Origin of the sequence: Pseudomonas sp. NFPP12 (assembly GCF_900103205.1) — a bacterium.
GTDB classification, from domain to species: Bacteria; Pseudomonadota; Gammaproteobacteria; order Pseudomonadales; family Pseudomonadaceae; genus Aquipseudomonas; species Aquipseudomonas protegens.
In genome coordinates this window covers 530,477-548,347 of sequence record NZ_FMWW01000004.1, presented here as the reverse complement: position 1 = coordinate 548,347, position 17,871 = coordinate 530,477, and the positions used below count along the sequence as shown (strand labels likewise).

Annotated in this window: 14 protein-coding genes; 8 read left to right on the top strand and 6 right to left on the bottom strand. The window is 63.2% G+C overall.

Features of this window, described 5'->3' with window-relative positions; genetic code table 11:
• Positions 1 to 43 precede the first annotated feature (43 nt).
• Positions 44 to 661: a bifunctional phosphoserine phosphatase/homoserine phosphotransferase ThrH gene (gene thrH / locus BLS75_RS19560; protein ID WP_011060175.1), complete on the top strand. Its 618-nt coding sequence runs from the start codon at positions 44 to 46 to the stop codon at positions 659 to 661.
• Between the two features lie 144 nt (positions 662 to 805).
• Here the strand turns inward: thrH and pabB are convergent, their stop codons facing one another.
• The 4 genes from pabB to BLS75_RS19540 form a co-directional block, all read right to left on the bottom strand.
• A complete protein-coding gene (gene pabB, locus BLS75_RS19555) occupies positions 806 to 2,149 on the bottom strand; it encodes an aminodeoxychorismate synthase component I (RefSeq protein WP_065363436.1) in 1,344 nt (447 codons plus the stop codon).
• Between the two features lie 176 nt (positions 2,150 to 2,325).
• A complete protein-coding gene (locus BLS75_RS19550) occupies positions 2,326 to 3,312 on the bottom strand; it encodes an alpha-L-glutamate ligase-like protein (protein ID WP_019093273.1) in 987 nt (328 codons plus the stop codon).
• The gene (locus BLS75_RS19545) at positions 3,312 to 4,844 is read right to left on the bottom strand and encodes an osmotic stress tolerance membrane protein RloB (RefSeq protein ID WP_011060178.1); all 1,533 of its coding nucleotides are present in this window, start codon (positions 4,842 to 4,844) and stop codon (positions 3,312 to 3,314) included. The genes BLS75_RS19550 and BLS75_RS19545 overlap by 1 nt, the downstream gene beginning before the upstream one ends.
• A 5-nt stretch (positions 4,845 to 4,849) precedes the next feature.
• Entirely contained in the window at positions 4,850 to 5,386 is a 537-nt protein-coding gene (locus tag BLS75_RS19540; RefSeq protein ID WP_011060179.1) for a retropepsin-like aspartic peptidase RloA, read from the bottom strand.
• A 267-nt stretch (positions 5,387 to 5,653) separates the two neighbouring features.
• On the opposite strand from BLS75_RS19540, the gene BLS75_RS19535 reads away from it, so the two are divergent.
• From BLS75_RS19535 to prpD, 6 genes are all read left to right on the top strand, one after another.
• Positions 5,654 to 6,376, top strand: a complete 723-nt coding sequence (locus BLS75_RS19535) for a GntR family transcriptional regulator (RefSeq protein WP_065363437.1) — start codon at positions 5,654 to 5,656, stop codon at positions 6,374 to 6,376.
• Positions 6,373 to 7,266, top strand: a complete 894-nt coding sequence (gene prpB / locus BLS75_RS19530) for a methylisocitrate lyase (RefSeq protein ID WP_011060181.1) — start codon at positions 6,373 to 6,375, stop codon at positions 7,264 to 7,266. The genes BLS75_RS19535 and prpB overlap by 4 nt, the downstream gene beginning before the upstream one ends.
• A gap of 174 nt (positions 7,267 to 7,440) precedes the next feature.
• Positions 7,441 to 8,568, top strand: coding sequence for a bifunctional 2-methylcitrate synthase/citrate synthase (gene prpC, locus BLS75_RS19525; protein ID WP_011060182.1), 1,128 nt, complete (start codon positions 7,441 to 7,443; stop codon positions 8,566 to 8,568).
• Between the two features lie 200 nt (positions 8,569 to 8,768).
• Positions 8,769 to 11,363, top strand: coding sequence for a Fe/S-dependent 2-methylisocitrate dehydratase AcnD (acnD, locus tag BLS75_RS19520; RefSeq protein WP_072451601.1), 2,595 nt, complete (start codon positions 8,769 to 8,771; stop codon positions 11,361 to 11,363).
• A 61-nt stretch (positions 11,364 to 11,424) separates the two neighbouring features.
• Positions 11,425 to 12,615 (top strand): 2-methylaconitate cis-trans isomerase PrpF, encoded by a 1,191-nt coding sequence (prpF, locus tag BLS75_RS19515; protein WP_015634743.1) that lies wholly within the window; start codon positions 11,425 to 11,427, stop codon positions 12,613 to 12,615.
• Between the two features lie 177 nt (positions 12,616 to 12,792).
• Positions 12,793 to 14,277: a 2-methylcitrate dehydratase gene (prpD, locus tag BLS75_RS19510; protein ID WP_011060185.1), complete on the top strand. Its 1,485-nt coding sequence runs from the start codon at positions 12,793 to 12,795 to the stop codon at positions 14,275 to 14,277.
• Between the two features lie 117 nt (positions 14,278 to 14,394).
• Here prpD and BLS75_RS19505 read toward each other — a convergent pair whose 3' ends face one another.
• Positions 14,395 to 15,348, bottom strand: coding sequence for a DMT family transporter (locus tag BLS75_RS19505; protein ID WP_072451600.1), 954 nt, complete (start codon positions 15,346 to 15,348; stop codon positions 14,395 to 14,397).
• 93 nt (positions 15,349 to 15,441) lie between these two features.
• Here BLS75_RS19505 and BLS75_RS19500 point away from each other — a divergent pair, with 93 nt between their 5' ends.
• Positions 15,442 to 16,866, top strand: coding sequence for an aminotransferase-like domain-containing protein (locus BLS75_RS19500; RefSeq protein ID WP_072451725.1), 1,425 nt, complete (start codon positions 15,442 to 15,444; stop codon positions 16,864 to 16,866).
• Positions 16,867 to 16,914: 48 nt separating this feature from the next.
• On the opposite strand, the gene BLS75_RS19495 is transcribed toward BLS75_RS19500, so the two are convergent.
• On the bottom strand, positions 16,915 to 17,733 hold the full coding sequence (locus BLS75_RS19495; RefSeq protein ID WP_011060188.1) for a posphoenolpyruvate synthetase regulatory kinase/phosphorylase PpsR: 819 nt from the start codon (positions 17,731 to 17,733) through the stop codon (positions 16,915 to 16,917).
• Between the last annotated feature and the right edge of the window lie 138 nt (positions 17,734 to 17,871).

Genomic DNA, 17,871 nt, shown 5'->3' with positions numbered 1-17,871 from the left:
TTGCTCGCTCAATTTAAATAATCAGAACCAATGGGAGTGTCTTGTGGAAATTGCCTGTCTCGATCTGGAAGGTGTACTGGTCCCGGAAATCTGGATCGCCTTTGCCGAAAAAACCGGGATTGAATCCCTCAAGGCAACCACCCGGGATATTCCCGACTACGACGTGCTAATGAAACAGCGCCTGCGGATTCTCGACGAACACGGCCTGAAGCTTTCGGATATCCAGGAAGTGATCGCCACCCTCAAGCCACTGGACGGCGCGGTGGAATTCGTCAACTGGCTGCGCGAGCGCTTCCAGGTGGTGATCCTTTCCGACACCTTCTATGAATTTTCCCAGCCCCTGATGCGCCAGCTGGGCTTTCCGACCCTGCTTTGCCACCGCCTGATCACCGATGACGGCGGCCGGGTGACCGGCTATCAGTTGCGCCAGAAAGACCCCAAGCGCCAGTCGGTGCTGGCCTTCAAGAGCCTGTACTACCGGGTGATTGCGGCGGGGGATTCCTACAACGACACGACGATGCTCGGTGAGGCGGATGCCGGCATCCTGTTCCACGCCCCGGACAACGTGATCCGCGAGTTCCCGCAGTTCCCGGCGGTGCACAGCTTTGCCGAGCTGAAGCAGGAGTTCATCAAGGCTTCCAATCGTCCCCTGAGCCTGTAAAACCGTTCTTGTAGGAGCCGGCTTGCCGGCGAAGGGGCCTCTGGATTTTGCGCAAATCCTGCCGACGCCTTCGCTGGCAAGCCAGCTCCTACGGGTGGGAGAACGGCGCGCGCTTGTAGGAGCCGGCTGGCCGGCGAAGAGGCCCTAAAGCCCCTGCAGCGTTTCCAGCAACACCCGCACCTTGGTGATGGATTCCTGGTATTCCTCCTGCCAGTCGGAATCCGCGACTATTCCGCCGCCGCCCCAGCAACAGATCTGCCCATCCTTGGCCAGCAGGCTGCGGATGGCGATCGAACTGTCCATTTCTCCGCGCACGTCCAGGTACAGCAGCGAACCGCAGTACAGCGCACGCCGCGTGGGTTCCAGCTCATCGATGATCTGCATCGAGCGGATCTTCGGTGCTCCGGTGATCGAGCCACCGGGAAAGCTGCCGGCGATCAGGTCCAGGGCGTCCTTGCCGTCCGCCAGCTCGCCAGTGACGCTGCTCACCAGGTGGTGCACGTTGGGGTAGCTTTCCAGGCTGAACAGCTCCGGTACCCGTACCGAGCCTATGCGGCAGGTGCGCCCCAGGTCGTTGCGCAGCAGGTCGACGATCATCAGGTTTTCCGCCCGGTCCTTGGGGCTGGCCAGCAGCTCGGCGGCATTGGCCGCGTCCTGCGCGGCATCCCGGCCGCGGGGGCGTGTGCCTTTGATCGGGCGGGTTTCCACCCGGCCCTGGCTGACGTGGACGAAGCGCTCCGGCGACAGGCTCAGCACCGCACCGCCTTCCGGCAGCCGCTGGAAACCCGAGAACGGGGTCGGGCAGGCGGCGCGCAGGGCGCAATAGGCCGCCCAGGGATCCCCCTGGTACTGGCCGCGAAAGCGTTGGGCGAAGTTCACCTGGTAGCAGTCGCCGGCCTGGATGTAGTGCTGGATGCGCTGGAACGCCTGGCGGTAGTCCTCGGCGCTCAGATCAGCCAGCATGGCGCCGGTCAGCTTGAATGCCGGCTGCGACGCGGGCAGCGGCTGGCTGAACAGTTGAATCAGGCGCTGGCGCTCGGTGGCATCCAGGCTGGGGTGGAACACCAGCTGGCTGGTGCCTGCCTGGTGGTCGTTGATCAGCGCCCAGGCATACAGGCCAAAGCGTGCGTCGGGTAGTTGCAGGTCATCCCGGGCCTGGCTTGGCAGGCGCTCCAGATGGCGGCCGAAGTCATAGCTGAGGTAGCCGATCAGGCCGCCGGCGAAGGGCAGTTCATAAGGAGCGGGTAGTTGCGCCGGGCCCAGTTGCCCCAGGTTGTCCCGCAGGCGCTGGAGAAAGCCCCTGCCGCTTTCTTCGGCGGCCACGGTCAACTGTGCCAGGGGCCAGGCGCTGAGCAGGTCATAGCGCCCGCGCTCGGCGCTGGGCCGGCCGCTGTCCAGCAGCACGGCGCCGGGGGCGTGCTCGATTGCCGCGAAATACTCGGCGGGGTTGGTGCGGTAGGGGAGCGGGTGTACGGAACAGGTCAACATGCGGGGCAAATCAGCCATCGGAGCGCGGTTGGCGATTGTATGCCTCTGCAGGAGTTGCTCCTAGAGGGGATGTCGGTGTTTGCCCGGTTCGTGGCGTATTCACCGACCTGTAGCTGCTGCCGCAGGCTGCGAAAAGGTCCGCAGGACCTTCCGTTCGCACCCTGCGGCAGGCGCTATCAGCCTTCCACGGCAGGGATATGGCCGAACAGTTCCTGGGCGAAGCGTACCCGCTCCTCGACGCTTTCCTCGATGCCCTGGGCCTTGAGCTCCTCAAGGTGGGCTTCGATGGCGTGGGTGCGCTGGGTCAGGCCGCAGTCGTTGGCGATCTGGATGTTCAGCCCCGGCCGCGCGTTGAGTTCGAGAATCAGCGGGCCCTTGTCCTGGTCCAGCACCATGTCCACGCCGATGTAGCCCAGGCCGCAGAGTTCGTAGCAGCCGGCCGCCAGCTTCATGAAACCGTCCCAGTAGGGCAGTTGCACGCCGTCCACCGCATTGGTGGTGTCCGGGTGCTTGGCAATGATGTTGTTCAGCCAGGTACCGCGCAGGGTCAGGCCGGTGGCCAGGTCGACCCCGACGCCGATGGCACCCTGGTGCAGGTTGGCCTTGCCCCCGGACTGGCGGGTCGGCAAACGCAGCATGGCCATCACCGGGTAGCCCATGAGCACGATGATGCGGATGTCCGGCACGCCTTCATAGCTGATGCTCTTGAAGATCTGGTCCGGGGTCACCCGGTACTCGATCAGCGCCCGGTCGCGGTGGCCGCCCAGGGAATACAGGCCGGTGAGGATGCTGGAGATATGGTGCTCGATCTCTTCGTGGCTGATGATCTTGCCGGACACCGTGCGATAGCGGCCCTCGAAGCGGTCGGCGATCACAATGATCCCGTCACCTCCGGCGCCCTGGGCCGGCTTGATCACGAAGTCGTTGCGCCCTTTGAGGATCTCGCCGAGCTTGTCGATTTCCTTCTCGGTGGAGATCACCCCGTACAGTTCCGGCACATGGATACCGGCCTTGATCGCCCGTTCCTTGGTGATGATCTTGTCATCGACGATGGGGTACAGGCTGCGCTTGTTGTACTTGAGCACGTAGTCGGCATTACGCCGGTTGATGCCCATGATTCCCCGCGCTTCCAGGGCTTTCCAGGTCTTCCACAGGCCGAACATCAGGAGTCGGCCTTGACGAAGGCTTTGAAACGCACCAGCTCCGTCAGGCGGTAGCCGCGGTAGCGACCCATCGCCAGCATGAAGCCCACCAGGATCAGCAGCATCGCCGGGAAGGTAAAGACGAAGTAGGTGAGTTCCGGCACGCTCATGATCAGGTGCGCCAGGGAGGCGGCGAACAGGGTGCCGATGGCGACTTTCATCGCATGGCCGCCGCCGCGCTCTTCCCAGGTGATGGACAGGCGTTCGATGGTCATGGTCAGGATCACCATCGGGAACAGCGCCACCGACAGGCCGCGTTCCAGGCCCAGCTTGTGGCTGAACAGGCTGATGGCGGCGATCAGCACCACGACGAAGGTCAGTACCACCGAGAGTCGCGGCAGCATCTGCAACTTCAAGTGTTCGAGGTAGGAGCGCAAGGACAGCCCGAGCGCGGTGATTACCGTGAACAGCACGATGCCAAAGCCCAACTGGGTCTCGCGGAAGGCCAGGGCGATCAGCACCGGGGTGAAGGTGCCGAGGGTCTGCAGGCCGATCAGGTTGCGCAGCACCAGGATCACCAGCACGCCGATGGGGATCATCACCATGATCATGAAGGTCTGCTGGGTCTGCAGCGGCAGGCCGTACAGCGAGTATTCGAGGAAGTTGGCGTCGGTGTTCTCGTCGGTCAGCTTGGCCAGGCGAATGGCGTTCATTTCGCTGTTGTTGAGGCTGAAGGTGACGTTGGCTTTCTTGCCGCCATCGACGGTGATCAGGTTGTCGTCGCCGGTCCACCACAGCAGGCGGTCGCTGGGCATGCCCTGCTCACCGGTTTCCGGGTTGAAGTACAGCCAGTCGGTGCCGTTGAAGCTGCGCAGCCAAAGCTCCGGGGTCTGCGGCTGGTCGGCCACCAGGCGGATGGTGTGGACCTTTTCCACCGGCACGTGGGCGATGGACAGCAGCAGCTCGACAATCTTCGCCTTGTTGGTGCTGGACGGATCGCCGGCCAGCAGCAGCTTGGCGTTGTCGTCATTGGCGTTGTTGACCCGCTTGATGGCTTCGCTGATGAAGGTCTCGACGTCCGCCGAATGCTGGCGAATCGGCGCCAGCAGGGCGTCGGCGGCGATCTTTTCCGGGCCTTCCACGGCCATGCTGTCACGGAAGGTCGGGCCCTTGACCTTGGCTTTCTCGGCGCTGTAGCGCTTGGTCAGCACCAGGCGGTAGTACAGGGTCTGGTTGCCCTTGGCCCGGCGCGCCGACCAGGTGACCTTGCGGTTGCCGTCGACGCGGTTCACCGCCACCCCGTAGTTGTTGGAAATGAAGCTCTCGTTGAGGCTCACGTAATCGCGGCTCAGGGGCGGCACGAACATCTGGATCTTGATCGGGTCCTTGCCGTTGGCGACGAACTCGACCTTGGCATCGATGTTCCACAGATCGTCGGTAGCGTCTTCGGTCACCGGAATGCCGAGCACGAAGATCTGATAGGCCGTGATCGAAATGCCCAGCACCACCAGGATGGCGATCAGGACTTTCAGATGAAGGGTAAGAGAGCGCATTGGAATTACTCTGCGGTATGAGCGTCGGTGGCGCAGGCGGGTTTGCCAGCAGCGTATTTAAGACTGGGGTCGACCAGCGCATCGAAGCGTTTCAGGGCTTCGGAGCCGATCAGGAGCGGGTATTGGAATGCGCTGCGGTCGGTCAAGTTCACTTCGATGCTGCGCAAGGCGCTGCCCATGCAGACATCCAGGGCGATGACCGGCCGTGCGGTGTAGTTCTTGTCCTCATCGGGGTCGTAGTCGCCGGCACGGCGCTTGATCTTGCTGACCCGGGCCAGAGGCCGTTCGATGGGATGGGAATGGGCGGCGTCGATCGCCAGGTAGAAACGCACCCAGGACTCGCCATTGCGCTTGAAGCGCTTGATGTCGCGGGCACTCAGGGAAGCGGTCTTGGCCCCGGTGTCGAGCTTGGCCGCGACCTCCAGGTCGATGCCGGACAGCCGAGCGTATTCATTCAAGCCGTAGACAGTCTTGCCGGCGGCGGCGCTGATGCCGGGCAGGGCAAGCAGGCAGAGCAGTAGGGGAAGGGCCTTGAGTCTCATAGATCCTGATGGGCATGGGTTCTTCAGTTCAAGGCGACCGGCATTGCTGCGCAAGCTCCCTCGTATGCGTGCCATAAAAAGATGACAGGCCAATGCGGGCGGCATTCTAGCATGCTGGTTTTATGGCGCCAGCGCCGGGGGCGGGCCTTTTGTCTTGTCCTGGCGCTTAGGGTTATTAGACGATTGTCGACAATCTCTATTTTTCCTTTGACTGTTTTCGGTGTATTGGCTAATTTTTGCCTCATTGATTTTAAAGGTGTCGACAATATGCTGGGTCAACTCGAACACCCGATGCAGGCACAGGACGATTCTGAAACCCTGTCCGAAAACGTCTTCCGGCGGATCCAGGCGGCCATCGTCAAGGGCGAGATCGCCCCAGGCAGCAAGATCTCCGAGCCTGAACTGGCGCGCACCTACGGCATCAGTCGCGGCCCGCTGCGCGAGGCCATCCACCGCCTGGAAGGTCAGCGCCTGCTGGTGCGGGTGCCCCATGTCGGCGCCCGGGTGGTGTCCCTGAGCCATGCCGAGCTGATCGAACTCTACGAAATCCGTGAGTCCCTGGAAGGCATGGCCTGTCGCTTGGCGGCCGAGCGCATGACCACCGAGGAAATCGACGAACTGCGCCGGGTGCTCGATACCCACGAACGCGATGCGGCGTTCCAGGCCGGCGTCGGCTACTACCAGCAGGAAGGGGACTTCGACTTCCACTACCGGATCATCCAGGGCGCCGGCAACCGCACCCTCACGCAGATGCTCTGCGGCGAGCTGTATCAATTGGTGCGCATGTACCGCATCCAGTTTTCCGCGACCCCCAATCGCCCGCACCAGGCCTTTGCCGAACACCACCGGATTCTCGATGCCATTGCCGATCGCGACGGCGAACTGGCCGAGTTGTTGATGCGCCGCCACATCGGCGCCTCGAAACGCAATATCGCGCGTCACTACCAGGACAGCGCCCATCAGACAGCCACTCCACGAGGTGAGTCATGAGTTCCAACAAGAGCACTCCAGGCCAGCGTTTCCGCGATGCGGTCGCCAGCGAACAGCCGTTGCAAGTGGTCGGCGCGATCAACGCCAACCATGCCCTGCTGGCCAAGCGCGCCGGTTTCAAGGCCATCTACCTGTCGGGCGGCGGGGTCGCTGCCGGCTCCCTCGGCGTGCCTGACCTGGGCATTACCGGTCTGGACGACGTCCTCACTGATGTGCGTCGTATCACCGACGTCTGCGACCTGCCGCTGCTGGTGGACGTGGACACCGGTTTCGGTTCGTCGGCCTTCAACGTGGCGCGTACCGTCAAGTCGATGATCAAGTTCGGCGCCGCGGCGATCCATATCGAAGACCAGGTCGGCGCCAAGCGCTGCGGTCACCGCCCTAACAAGGAGATCGTTTCCCAGCAGGAAATGGTCGACCGAATCAAGGCCGCGGTGGATGCCCGTACCGACGACAGCTTCGTGATCATGGCGCGCACCGACGCCCTGGCGGTGGAAGGCCTGGAGTCGGCCCTGGAACGCGCCGCGGCGTGCATCGAGGCCGGCGCCGACATGGTGTTCCCGGAAGCCATCACCGAGCTCGAGATGTACAAGATCTTCGCCGATCGGGTGAAAGCCCCGATCCTGGCCAACATCACCGAATTCGGCGCCACACCGCTGTACACCACCGAACAGTTGAAATCCGTGGATGTTTCCCTGGTGCTGTACCCGCTGTCGGCGTTCCGTGCCATGAACAAGGCCGCAGAAAACGTCTACACCGCGATCCGTCGCGACGGTACCCAGCAAAATGTGATCGACACCATGCAGACCCGCATGGAACTGTACGAGCGCATCGATTACCACAGCTTCGAGCAGAAGCTCGATGCGCTGTTCGCGCAGAAGAAAGGCTGAATCAATCCCTGTGGGAACGAGCTTGCTCGCGATGGCCGTCAGCGATAACGCGCAGCCCCTGATTCGCTGGGGCGCGCGGGCCCGGATCGCGAGCAAGCTCGCTCCTGCACTGTCGGGGGAGCCCCGACCCGTGAAGTTGCCAAGTCCCTAACAAATTCAAGATTGGAGAGAGCAATGGCCGAAGCAAAAGTATTGAGTGGTGCAGGTCTGCGCGGCCAGGTGGCCGGGCAAACCGCGCTGTCCACCGTGGGCCAGGCCGGTGCCGGGTTGACCTACCGCGGCTATGACGTGCGCGAACTGGCGGCCGATGCGCAGTTCGAGGAAGTCGCCTACCTGTTGCTGTACGGCGACCTGCCGACTCAGGAACAACTGGCCGCCTACAGCGCCAAGCTGAGCAAGCTGCGCGACCTGCCACAGGCGCTGAAGGAAGTGCTGGAGCGCATACCGGCCCAGGCCCATCCGATGGATGTGATGCGTACCGGTTGCTCGTTCCTGGGCAACATCGAGCCGGAGAAGGACTTCTCCCAGCAGCACGACGTCACCGACCGCCTGCTGGCGGCCTTCCCGGCGATCATGTGCTACTGGTACCGCTTCAGCCACGAAGGCGTGCGCATCAATTGCGTCAGCGACGAGCAGACCATCGGTGGCCACTTCCTGCACCTGCTGCATGGCAAGAAGCCCAGTGACTTGCACGTCAAGGTGATGAACGTCTCGCTGATCCTCTATGCCGAGCACGAATTCAATGCCTCCACCTTCACCGCCCGGGTCTGTGCCTCGACCCTGTCGGACCTCTATTCCTGTGTCACCGCGGCCATCGGTTCGCTGCGCGGCCCGTTGCACGGCGGCGCCAACGAAGCGGCCATGGAGCTGATCGAGCGCTTCCAGAGCCCCGAGGAGGCGACTGCCGAGTTGCTGCGGATGCTCGAGCGCAAGGACAAGATCATGGGCTTTGGCCATGCGATCTACAAAGACAGCGACCCGCGCAACGAGGTGATCAAGGGCTGGTCGCAGAAGCTGGCTGACGAAGTCGGTGACAAGGTGCTGTTCCCGGTGTCCGAAGCCATCGACAAGACCATGTGGGAGCAGAAGAAACTCTTCCCCAATGCCGATTTCTACCACGCCTCGGCGTACCACTTCATGGGCATCCCGACCAAGCTGTTCACACCGATCTTCGTCTGCTCGCGCCTGACCGGCTGGGCCGCCCACGTGTTCGAGCAGCGTGCCAACAACCGCATCATTCGTCCAAGCGCCGAGTACATCGGCGTTGAACAGCGCAAGTTCGTGCCAATCGAGCGCCGCTGACCGGGAGGGCGCCGGTACTGTTGATTGAATGCACCGCAGCACCTGCAGGAGCGAGCCTGCTCGCGATAGCGATGGTTCAGCCGACGCGATGTCGGATCTGATTCAGTCATCGCGAGCAAGCTCGCTCCTACAAGGGATAGATGCCCATTCAACACGGTGCCAGGCGCTCCCTTTGAAACTACCGTGACCGAGCCCTGACCATGAACAGTGAATTTCGCAAGACGCTGCCCGGCAGCCAACTGGACTATTTCGACGCCCGGGCGGCGGTCGATGCGCTTAAGCCAGGCGCCTACGACAGCCTGCCCTACACTTCCCGCGTACTGGCGGAAAACCTGGTGCGCCGCTGTGATCCGGCAACCCTCAACGCTTCCCTCGGCCAACTGATCGAACGCCGCGACGACCTGGACTTCCCCTGGTTCCCGGCCCGCGTGGTGTGCCACGACATTCTTGGCCAGACCGCACTGGTGGATCTGGCCGGCCTGCGCGACGCCATCGCCGACCAGGGCGGTGACCCGGCGCTGGTCAACCCGGTGGTGCCGACCCAGTTGATCGTCGACCACTCCCTGGCGGTGGAGTGCGGCGGTTTCGACCCGGACGCCTTCGACAAGAACCGCGCCATCGAAGACCGGCGCAACGAAGACCGGTTCCACTTCATCAACTGGACCAAGAAGGCCTTCAAGAACGTCGACGTGATCCCGCCCGGCAACGGCATCATGCACCAGATCAACCTGGAGAAAATGTCCCCGGTGATCCAGGTGCTCGACGGTGTGGCCTTTCCTGATACCTGCGTCGGCACCGACAGCCACACTCCCCACGTGGATGCGCTGGGGGTGATCGCCATCGGCGTGGGCGGCCTGGAAGCCGAAAGTGTCATGCTCGGCCGCGCCTCGTGGATGCGCCTGCCGGACATCATCGGCGTCGAGCTCACCGGCAAGCTGCAGCCGGGCATCACCGCCACCGACATGGTGCTGGCGCTGACCGAGTTCCTGCGCAAGCAGAAAGTGGTGGGGGCCTGGCTGGAATTCTTTGGCGAAGGTGCCGCGGCGCTGACCCTGGGCGACCGCGCCACCATCTCCAACATGGCCCCGGAATACGGCGCCACGGCGGCGATGTTCTACATCGACCAGCAGACCATCGACTACCTCAAGCTCACCGGCCGTGAAGACGAGCAGGTGCGCCTGGTAGAGAGCTACGCCAGGCACACTGGGCTGTGGGCCGACAGCCTGAAGAGCGCACGCTACGAGCGCGGCCTGCAGTTCGACCTGTCGTCGGTGGTACGCAACATGGCCGGGCCGAGCAACCCGCACGCCAGGGTCGCCACCAGCGACCTGGCGGCCAAGGGCATCGCCGGGCAGTGGTCCGAAACCCCGGGGCAGATGCCGGACGGCGCGGTGATCATCGCCGCGATCACCAGTTGCACCAACACCAGCAACCCGCGCAACGTGATCGCCGCCGGCCTGCTGGCGCGCAACGCCAACAAGCTGGGGCTGACCCGCAAGCCATGGGTCAAGTCGTCCCTGGCCCCGGGTTCGAAAACCGTGGCCATGTACCTGGAAGAGGCCGGCCTGGGCCATGAGCTGGAGCAACTGGGCTTTGGCGTGGTGGCTTTTGCCTGCACCACCTGCAACGGCATGTCCGGTGCCCTCGACCCGGTGATCCAGAAGGAAATCATCGACCGCGACCTGTACGCCACCGCCGTGCTCTCGGGCAACCGCAACTTCGATGGGCGCATCCACCCTTACGCCAAGCAGGCGTTCCTGGCTTCGCCGCCGCTGGTGGTGGCCTACGCCATTGCCGGCACCATCCGTTTCGATATCGAAAAGGACGTGCTGGGCCTGGACGCCAACGGCCGGGAAATCCGCCTCAAGGACATCTGGCCGAGCGATGAAGAGATCGATGCGGTGGTCAAGGCGGCGGTCAAGCCGGAGCAGTTCCGCAAGGTCTACATCCCGATGTTTGCCATCCACGAAGACACCGGCCCGAAAGTCGAGCCGCTGTATGAGTGGCGCCCGCAGAGCACCTACATCCGCCGTCCGCCGTACTGGGAAGGGGCCCTGGCCGGTGAGCGCAGCCTGACCGGGATGCGCCCGCTGGCGGTGTTGCCGGACAACATCACCACCGACCACTTGTCGCCGTCCAACGCCATCATGGCGGGCAGCGCGGCCGGCGAGTACCTGGCGAAAATGGGCCTGCCGGAAGAGGACTTCAACTCCTACGCGACCCACCGTGGTGACCACTTGACCGCTCAGCGCGCGACCTTCGCCAACCCGAAGCTGTTCAACGAAATGGTCCAGGAAAACGGCAAGGTCAAGCAGGGCTCCCTGGCGCGGATCGAGCCGGAAGGCAAAGTGACGCGGATGTGGGAAGCCATCGAAACCTACATGCAGCGCAAGCAGCCGCTGATCATCGTTGCCGGTGCCGACTACGGCCAGGGCTCGTCCCGCGACTGGGCAGCCAAGGGCGTGCGCCTGGCGGGGGTGGAAGCCATCGTCGCCGAAGGCTTCGAGCGCATCCACCGTACCAACCTGGTGGGCATGGGCGTGCTGCCGCTGGAGTTCCTCGCGGGCACCGACCGCAAGACCCTGGGTATCGACGGCACTGAAACCTACGACGTGATCGGCGCGCGCACGCCTCGGGTGCAACTGACCCTGGTGATCAACCGCAAGAACGGCGAGCGGCTCGAGGTACCGGTGACCTGCCGCCTCGACACCGCCGAAGAGGTATCGATCTACGAGGCGGGCGGTGTGCTGCAACGCTTCGCCCAGGACTTCCTGGAATCGGCAGTAGCCAGCTAAGCAACGTACCGGGGGCGCGCCGCAAGGCGCCGCCCCCGGTCATTATCGGGACCTGAAATTCATGGCATTCGTAGCGCAGATCAAGATTCCCGCCACCTACATGCGTGGCGGCACCAGCAAGGGCGTGTTCTTCAACCTGCAGGACCTGCCCGAGGCGGCCCAACTGCCGGGCGCAGCCCGTGACGCCCTGCTGTTGCGGGTGATCGGCAGCCCCGATCCCTATGACAAGCAGATCGACGGCATGGGCGGCGCCACGTCCAGCACCAGCAAGACGGTGATTCTGTCCAGGAGCATCAAGGCCGACCACGACGTCGACTACCTGTTCGGCCAGGTGGCCATCGACAAGGCCTTTGTCGACTGGAGCGGCAACTGCGGCAACCTCTCGGCGGCAGTGGGCTCCTTCGCCATCAGCAGCGGCCTGGTGGACCCGGCGCGCATTCCGCAGAACGGCGTGGCGGTGGTGCGCATCTGGCAGGCCAATATCGGCAAGAGCATCATCGCCCACGTGCCGATCACCAACGGCGAGGTCCAGGAAACCGGCGACTTCGAGCTGGACGGCGTGACTTTCCCGGCGGCCGAAGTGCAGCTGGAGTTCCTTGACCCTGCGGCCGAGGAAGAGGGTGCGGGCGGTTCGATGTTCCCCACCGGCAACCTGGTGGACGACCTGGAAGTGCCCGGTGTCGGCACCTTCAAGGCGACCCTAATCAATGCCGGGATTCCGACGATCTTCGTCAACGCGGCAGACATCGGCTATCGCGGTACCGAGCTGCAGGGCGATATCAATGGCGACCCCAAGGCCCTGGCGATGTTCGAGACCATCCGCGCCCATGGCGCCCTGCGCATGGGCCTGATCAAACACCTGGATGAAGCCGCCCAGCGCCAGCACACGCCGAAAGTGGCCTTTGTCGCCGCGCCTGCGGACTACCAGGCCTCCAGCGGCAAGGCGATCAAGGCCGGGGACGTCGACCTGCTGGTGCGGGCCATGTCCATGGGCAAGCTGCACCACGCGATGATGGGCACCGCGGCGGTGGCCATAGGTACCGCCGCGGCGATTCCCGGGACCCTGGTCAACCTGGCGGCCGGTGGTGGCGCGCGCAGCGCGGTACGTTTCGGCCATCCCTCGGGCACCTTGCGCGTCGGCGCCGAAGCCACCCGGAGCGGCGGTGACTGGACGGTGGTCAAGGCCATCATGAGCCGCAGCGCGCGGGTGCTGATGGAAGGCTGGGTGCGAGTGCCCGGCGACAGTTTCTAGGAAGAGAAGCGCTTGCTGTGGAGGGGCTTGCTGTCCAGCGGGGGCAAGCTCCCTCGCCACAGCCGCTGGTTGTGATTGAATCGCTGAGCAGGCGCAGACCTGCGATGCCGTTATTGACCTGAACCTGTCACTGAGGAATCGACACCACCTACCATCCTGTACTGGAGTGAAGCGCACATGAGCAGCAACGTTGACCTGAACAACCGTCCCGATTACGACCAGGTCCTGCAGGACATTGCCGATTACGTCCTGGATTATTCCATCGACTCCCGTGAAGCCCTCGATACCGCACGCAATTGCCTGATGGACACCCTGGGCTGCGGCCTGCTGGCCCTGCGTTTTCCCGAATGCACCAAGCACCTGGGGCCGATCGTCGAAGGCACCGTGGTGCCTTTCGGTGCCCGGGTGCCCGGCACCAGCTATCGCCTCGACCCGGTGAAGGCGGCCTGGGACATCGGCTGCATCGTGCGCTGGCTGGACTACAACGACACCTGGCTCGCGGCCGAATGGGGCCACCCCTCGGACAACCTCGGGGGAATTCTCGCGGTGGCCGATCACCTGTCACAAAAGCGCGTGGCCAATGGCGAAGCGCCGCTGACCATGAATGATGTGCTCAAGGCCATGATCATGGCCCATGAGATTCAAGGCGTGATTGCCCTGGAAAACTCCTTCAACCGTGTCGGCCTCGATCATGTGCTGCTGGTGAAAGTGGCTTCCACCGCGGTGTGCGCCAAGCTGATGGGGGCCAATCGCGAGCAGTTGCTGGCGGCACTGTCCCAGGCCTTTGTCGATGGCCAGGCGCTGCGCACCTATCGCCATGCACCCAATGCCGGTTCGCGCAAATCCTGGGCGGCGGGGGATGCCTCCAGCCGTGGAGTGCGCCTGGCGGATATCGCCCTGCGTGGCGAGATGGGCATTCCCGGCGTCCTGACGGCGCCGCAGTGGGGCTTCTATGACGTGCTGTTCAGCCATACCAACAAGGACCTGGCGCTCAAACCCGAGGGCCAGCGGCAGTTCAGCCTGACGCAGAAATACGCCAGCTACGTGATGGAAAACGTGCTGTTCAAGATCAGTTTCCCGGCAGAATTCCATGCGCAAACGGCCTGCGAAGCGGCGGTGACCTTGCATCCTCTGGTGCGCAACCGCCTGCACGAAATCGACCGCATCGTCATCACCACCCATGAGTCGGCGATCCGCATCATTTCCAAGGTCGGGCCGCTGGCCAATGCCGCCGACCGCGACCACTGCCTGCAATACATGACCGCCGTGCCCCTGGCCTTCGGCACTCTGGTGGCCGAGCATTACGAGGACGATTTCCATGCCGCGCACCCGATCATCGATCAGTTGCGCGAGAAGATGCACATCGTCGAAGAGCCTCGCTACACCCGTGAATACCTGGAGGCCGACAAGCGTTCCATTGCCAATGCGATCCAGGTGTTCTTCAAGGACGGCTCCAGCACCGAGCAGGTCGCGGTGGAATACCCCATTGGCCACCGGCGCCGCCGCGCCGAAGGCATCCCGCTGCTGGAAGACAAGTTCAAGGCCAACCTGGCCACGCGTTTCACGGCCCAGCGTTCGACGCAGATTTTCCAGCTGTGCAAGGATCAGGCGCGGCTTGAGGCGACGCCCGTGCACCGGTTCGTCGACCTGCTGGTGATCTGAAACCCACCCTTGTAGGGGCGAGCTTGCTCGCGATGAACGTCAATGATGACGCGGGCTCGCTGGGCGGACGCGGTGTCCTTGAAGCTTCGCGAGCAAGCTCGCTCCTACAGAGTCTCTTTAGCGTCGGGCGGGCTTTCTGGACAGCCATTTGTCCAGGGGCAGCTTGGTGATGGCGAAACCGCCGAGCAAGGTCGAGGAATACAGCAGCAGGTCCCGGGACAGGCTCTGGCCTTCGTACCAGGCGCCGATGATCACCGCGAACACCGGAAAAATGATGAACACGAAGGACAGGATCACCGGATTCAGTCGTTTCAGCAGGAAAAAATAGACAATGAACCCACCCACCGAAGCCGCCAGCCCCAGATACAGCAGGGCGCCCCAGGAACGCGGGCTGATGGCGGAAAAGTCCGGGTGCTCGATCCCCAACCCCGCCAGGCACAGCAGTAGACCGGCGATGCCGATCGGCAAGGTGTTGTAGGTGATGACGCTGATGGCGCTGCCGTGTTTCTTGGTGACCACGTAACACAGTGCATGCAGCAGCGCCGCGCCGAGAATTGCCAGTACTCCCGAGAGTTCATTGTGGTCGCTGAGCAGGCCCTGGCCGCGAATGATCTGGAACAGGCTGGCAAAGCCGATGGCGATGCCTAGCAGTTGCGCCAGGTGAATCTTCTCCCGCAGCAGCAGGGCGGAAAAAATCAGGATGAACACCGGCATGCAACTGAACAGCAGCGCGGTCAGGCCGGAGGAAACGTGTACCTCGCCGTAGTTGAGCAGGGTGTAGGGCAGGCTGAAGTAGCACAGGGTGACGAATACCAGGAAGCCCCGGCTGCCCTTGGGAAACATCAGCGGCTCGCGGCGCAGCCAGGCAAAACAGGCGAACAGCGGAAAGGCAATCAGAAAGCGCAGGCCGGCGGCGGTCAGTGGCGGCACGCTTTGCACCGCAATCTTGATGCCCAGCCAGGTGGTGCCCCAACTCAGGCAGACAATCAGGAACAGGGTGCAGGTCACCAGGGTGGCAAGCCAGGGGCGGGGCAGGGCCCGGGTGTCGGATATGACGGTGCTGGTATTCACGCTGGCATTCCTTTCATGATGAGTAATTGACCTCTATATTGGGCGAGTCATTTGCGGTAATTGAGCCCTTGAGCAACGCTATTGGTGAAAATGATGGCTGTCAAAGTAAGTATTGACACAGTGTCAATGATGCATTCCGCATTGCAGGAAGGGGTGGGCGCCAAGTACAAGCGACTGGCCGAGACCCTGGAAAAGGCCATTGCCGACGGTACGCTGGCCCCCGGTAGCAAGCTGCCGCCCCATCGCCTGCTGGCGGACAAGCTGGGCGTGACCATTGGCACCATCAGCCGCGCGTACGCCGAGCTGGAACGCCTGGGACAGGTGGTGGCACGGGTCGGCGATGGTACTTATGTGCGCCAGGATGGTTTGCAGCGCCAGCGCGACAGCGGCTTTCGCAACGTCGCCGAGGAGCCGGAGGCGCTGTTCGACATGAGCCGCAACACCCATATTCCCGGCCAGGAAAACCATTTCATCGCTCAGGGTTTGCGGGCATTGGCAGAAGATCCTTTGGGACTGCAGCAAATCGCCCGTTACAGCGCCGAGGCCGGTCTGGCTCGGTATCGCGCCGCGGGTGCGCGCTGGCTGACCCAGGATGGCCTGCAGGCGGATCCCGAGCAGGTGATTTGCGTCAACGGCGCCCAGCACGGCTTGCATGTCGCCTTGCTGGCACTGCTCAAGCCCGGCGATACCCTGGCCACTGAACACCTGACCTATCCGGGCCTGATCAGCACCGCGCGAATGTTGGGCATCAAGCTCCTGGGGTTGCCGATGGACGCACAGGGGCTGTTGCCGGAGGCCCTGGACGAAGCGTGCCGGCAGCACCGCATTTCAGCGCTGTATTGCACCCCGACCCTGCAAAACCCCACGGCTGCGGTGCAGTCCGCTGCGCGGCGCGAGGCCGTGGCGGAGCTCTGTCGCCGGCATAACCTGTTGATTCTGGAGGATGAAACCCACGCCGTGCTGATGGAGCGGCGCCCGGCGCCACTGGCCCATTTCGCTGCGGAGCGCACGGTGCTGATCAGCAGTCTGAGCAAGGCCGTGGCGTCAGGGCTGCGGGTCGGTTTCCTGCATGCGCCGTCGCCCCTGGTGGGGCGTTTGGCCGCAGCGGTACGCGCCACCTGCTGGATGGCCACGCCTTTGCCGCTGGAGCTGGTAGCGGGCTGGATCGACACGGGAGTTGCCGAGCGCCTGCGTCAGCAGCAGATGGCCGAAATCGCCCGGCGCAAGGAGCTGGTCACGGAGGTGTTGCAGGGGCTGGATTGGCGCAGTCCGGAGGGTTGCCCGCATTTCTGGATCAGGGTTCCGGAGCCGTGGCGTGCCTCTGAAATCGAGGCGGATCTCAAGCATCAGGGATACCTGGTGGCCACTGCCGAAGCCTTTGCCGTGGGCCAGGCCGCGGTGCCGCAATTCGTCCGGGCCAGTGTCTGCAATACCACCGCGGATGATCGTCGGCTGCAGGACGGCTTCGCCGTGTTGGCCGCGGCCTTGAAGCAGGAGAGCGGGCTGCCCCGCTGGTAGGGCGGCAGGCGAGGGGCAGTGCGGGCCTCGCCGTCGGTCGCGCAGAGGTTACTTGAAGCGCCGTTCCACGCCTTTTTCCACGAGGATCTTGGCCGAGATCTCTTCCACCGAGAAATGGGTGGAATTGATGTGGGGGATGTTTTCGCGGCGGAACAGGTTTTCCACTTCGCGCACTTCGAATTCGCACTGGGCGTAGCTGGAATAGCGACTGTTGGGCTTGCGCTCGTTGCGGATCGCGGTGAGGCGGTCGGGGTCGATGGTCAGGCCGAACAGCTTGTGCTTGTGGGCGCGCAGGGCATTGGGCAGTTGCAGGCGCTCCATGTCTTCCTCGGTCAGCGGGTAGTTGGCCGCGCGGATGCCGAATTGCATGGCCATGTACAGGCAGGTCGGGGTCTTGCCGCAACGCGACACGCCCACCAGGATCAGGTCGGCCTTGTCGTAGTAGTGGGTGCGGGCGCCGTCGTCGTTGTCCAGGGCGAAGTTCACCGCCTCGATCCGCTCCATGTAGTTGGAGTTGTGGCCAATGGAGTGGGATTTGCCGACGGAGTAGGAGGAATGTTCGCTCAACTCCTGTTCCAGGGGCGCGAGGAAGGTCGAGAAGATGTCGATCATGAAACCATTGGAGGTCGCGAGGATCTCACGAATGTCCTGATTGACGATGGTGTCGAAGATAATCGGGCGATGGCCGTCTTTTTCGGCGGCTATATTGATTTGTTGTACCATGGCCCGCGCTTTTTCCATGCTGTCGATATACGGCCGCGTGAATTTGCTGAAGGTAACGTTTTCGAACTGCGCCAACAGGCTCTGGCCGAGGGTTTCCGCTGTGATGCCGGTACCGTCGGAGATAAAGAAAGCAGATCGTTTCATTTGCGGCTTGGGCCTTAAGCTAGTGACGATTCTTGGATATGATAGGCGCGATTTGTCGGCCGGGAATGGCCCGCATTCTCACTTATTTTCCAGGTCCAGGCCATATAGCGGGCAAACGCTCCCTGGAGCAGCCGGCTT

What these genes read in the sequence shown, in the direction of transcription:
- BLS75_RS19495 (WP_011060188.1), bottom strand. Translation starts at nt 17,733, where the DNA reads ATGAAACGATCTGCTTTCTTTATCTCCGACGGTACCGGCATCACAGCG.
- BLS75_RS19550 (WP_019093273.1), bottom strand. Translation starts at nt 3,312, where the DNA reads ATGTTCGGCCTGTGGAAGACCTGGAAAGCCCTGGAAGCGCGGGGAATC.
- BLS75_RS19500 (WP_072451725.1), top strand. Translation starts at nt 15,442, where the DNA reads ATGGCTGTCAAAGTAAGTATTGACACAGTGTCAATGATGCATTCCGCA.
- prpC (WP_011060182.1), top strand. Translation starts at nt 7,441, where the DNA reads ATGGCCGAAGCAAAAGTATTGAGTGGTGCAGGTCTGCGCGGCCAGGTG.
- prpF (WP_015634743.1), top strand. Translation starts at nt 11,425, where the DNA reads ATGGCATTCGTAGCGCAGATCAAGATTCCCGCCACCTACATGCGTGGC.
- prpD (WP_011060185.1), top strand. Translation starts at nt 12,793, where the DNA reads ATGAGCAGCAACGTTGACCTGAACAACCGTCCCGATTACGACCAGGTC.
- acnD (WP_072451601.1), top strand. Translation starts at nt 8,769, where the DNA reads ATGAACAGTGAATTTCGCAAGACGCTGCCCGGCAGCCAACTGGACTAT.
- prpB (WP_011060181.1), top strand. Translation starts at nt 6,373, where the DNA reads ATGAGTTCCAACAAGAGCACTCCAGGCCAGCGTTTCCGCGATGCGGTC.
- BLS75_RS19535 (WP_065363437.1), top strand. Translation starts at nt 5,654, where the DNA reads ATGCTGGGTCAACTCGAACACCCGATGCAGGCACAGGACGATTCTGAA.
- pabB (WP_065363436.1), bottom strand. Translation starts at nt 2,149, where the DNA reads ATGTTGACCTGTTCCGTACACCCGCTCCCCTACCGCACCAACCCCGCC.
- BLS75_RS19540 (WP_011060179.1), bottom strand. Translation starts at nt 5,386, where the DNA reads ATGAGACTCAAGGCCCTTCCCCTACTGCTCTGCCTGCTTGCCCTGCCC.
- BLS75_RS19545 (WP_011060178.1), bottom strand. Translation starts at nt 4,844, where the DNA reads ATGCGCTCTCTTACCCTTCATCTGAAAGTCCTGATCGCCATCCTGGTG.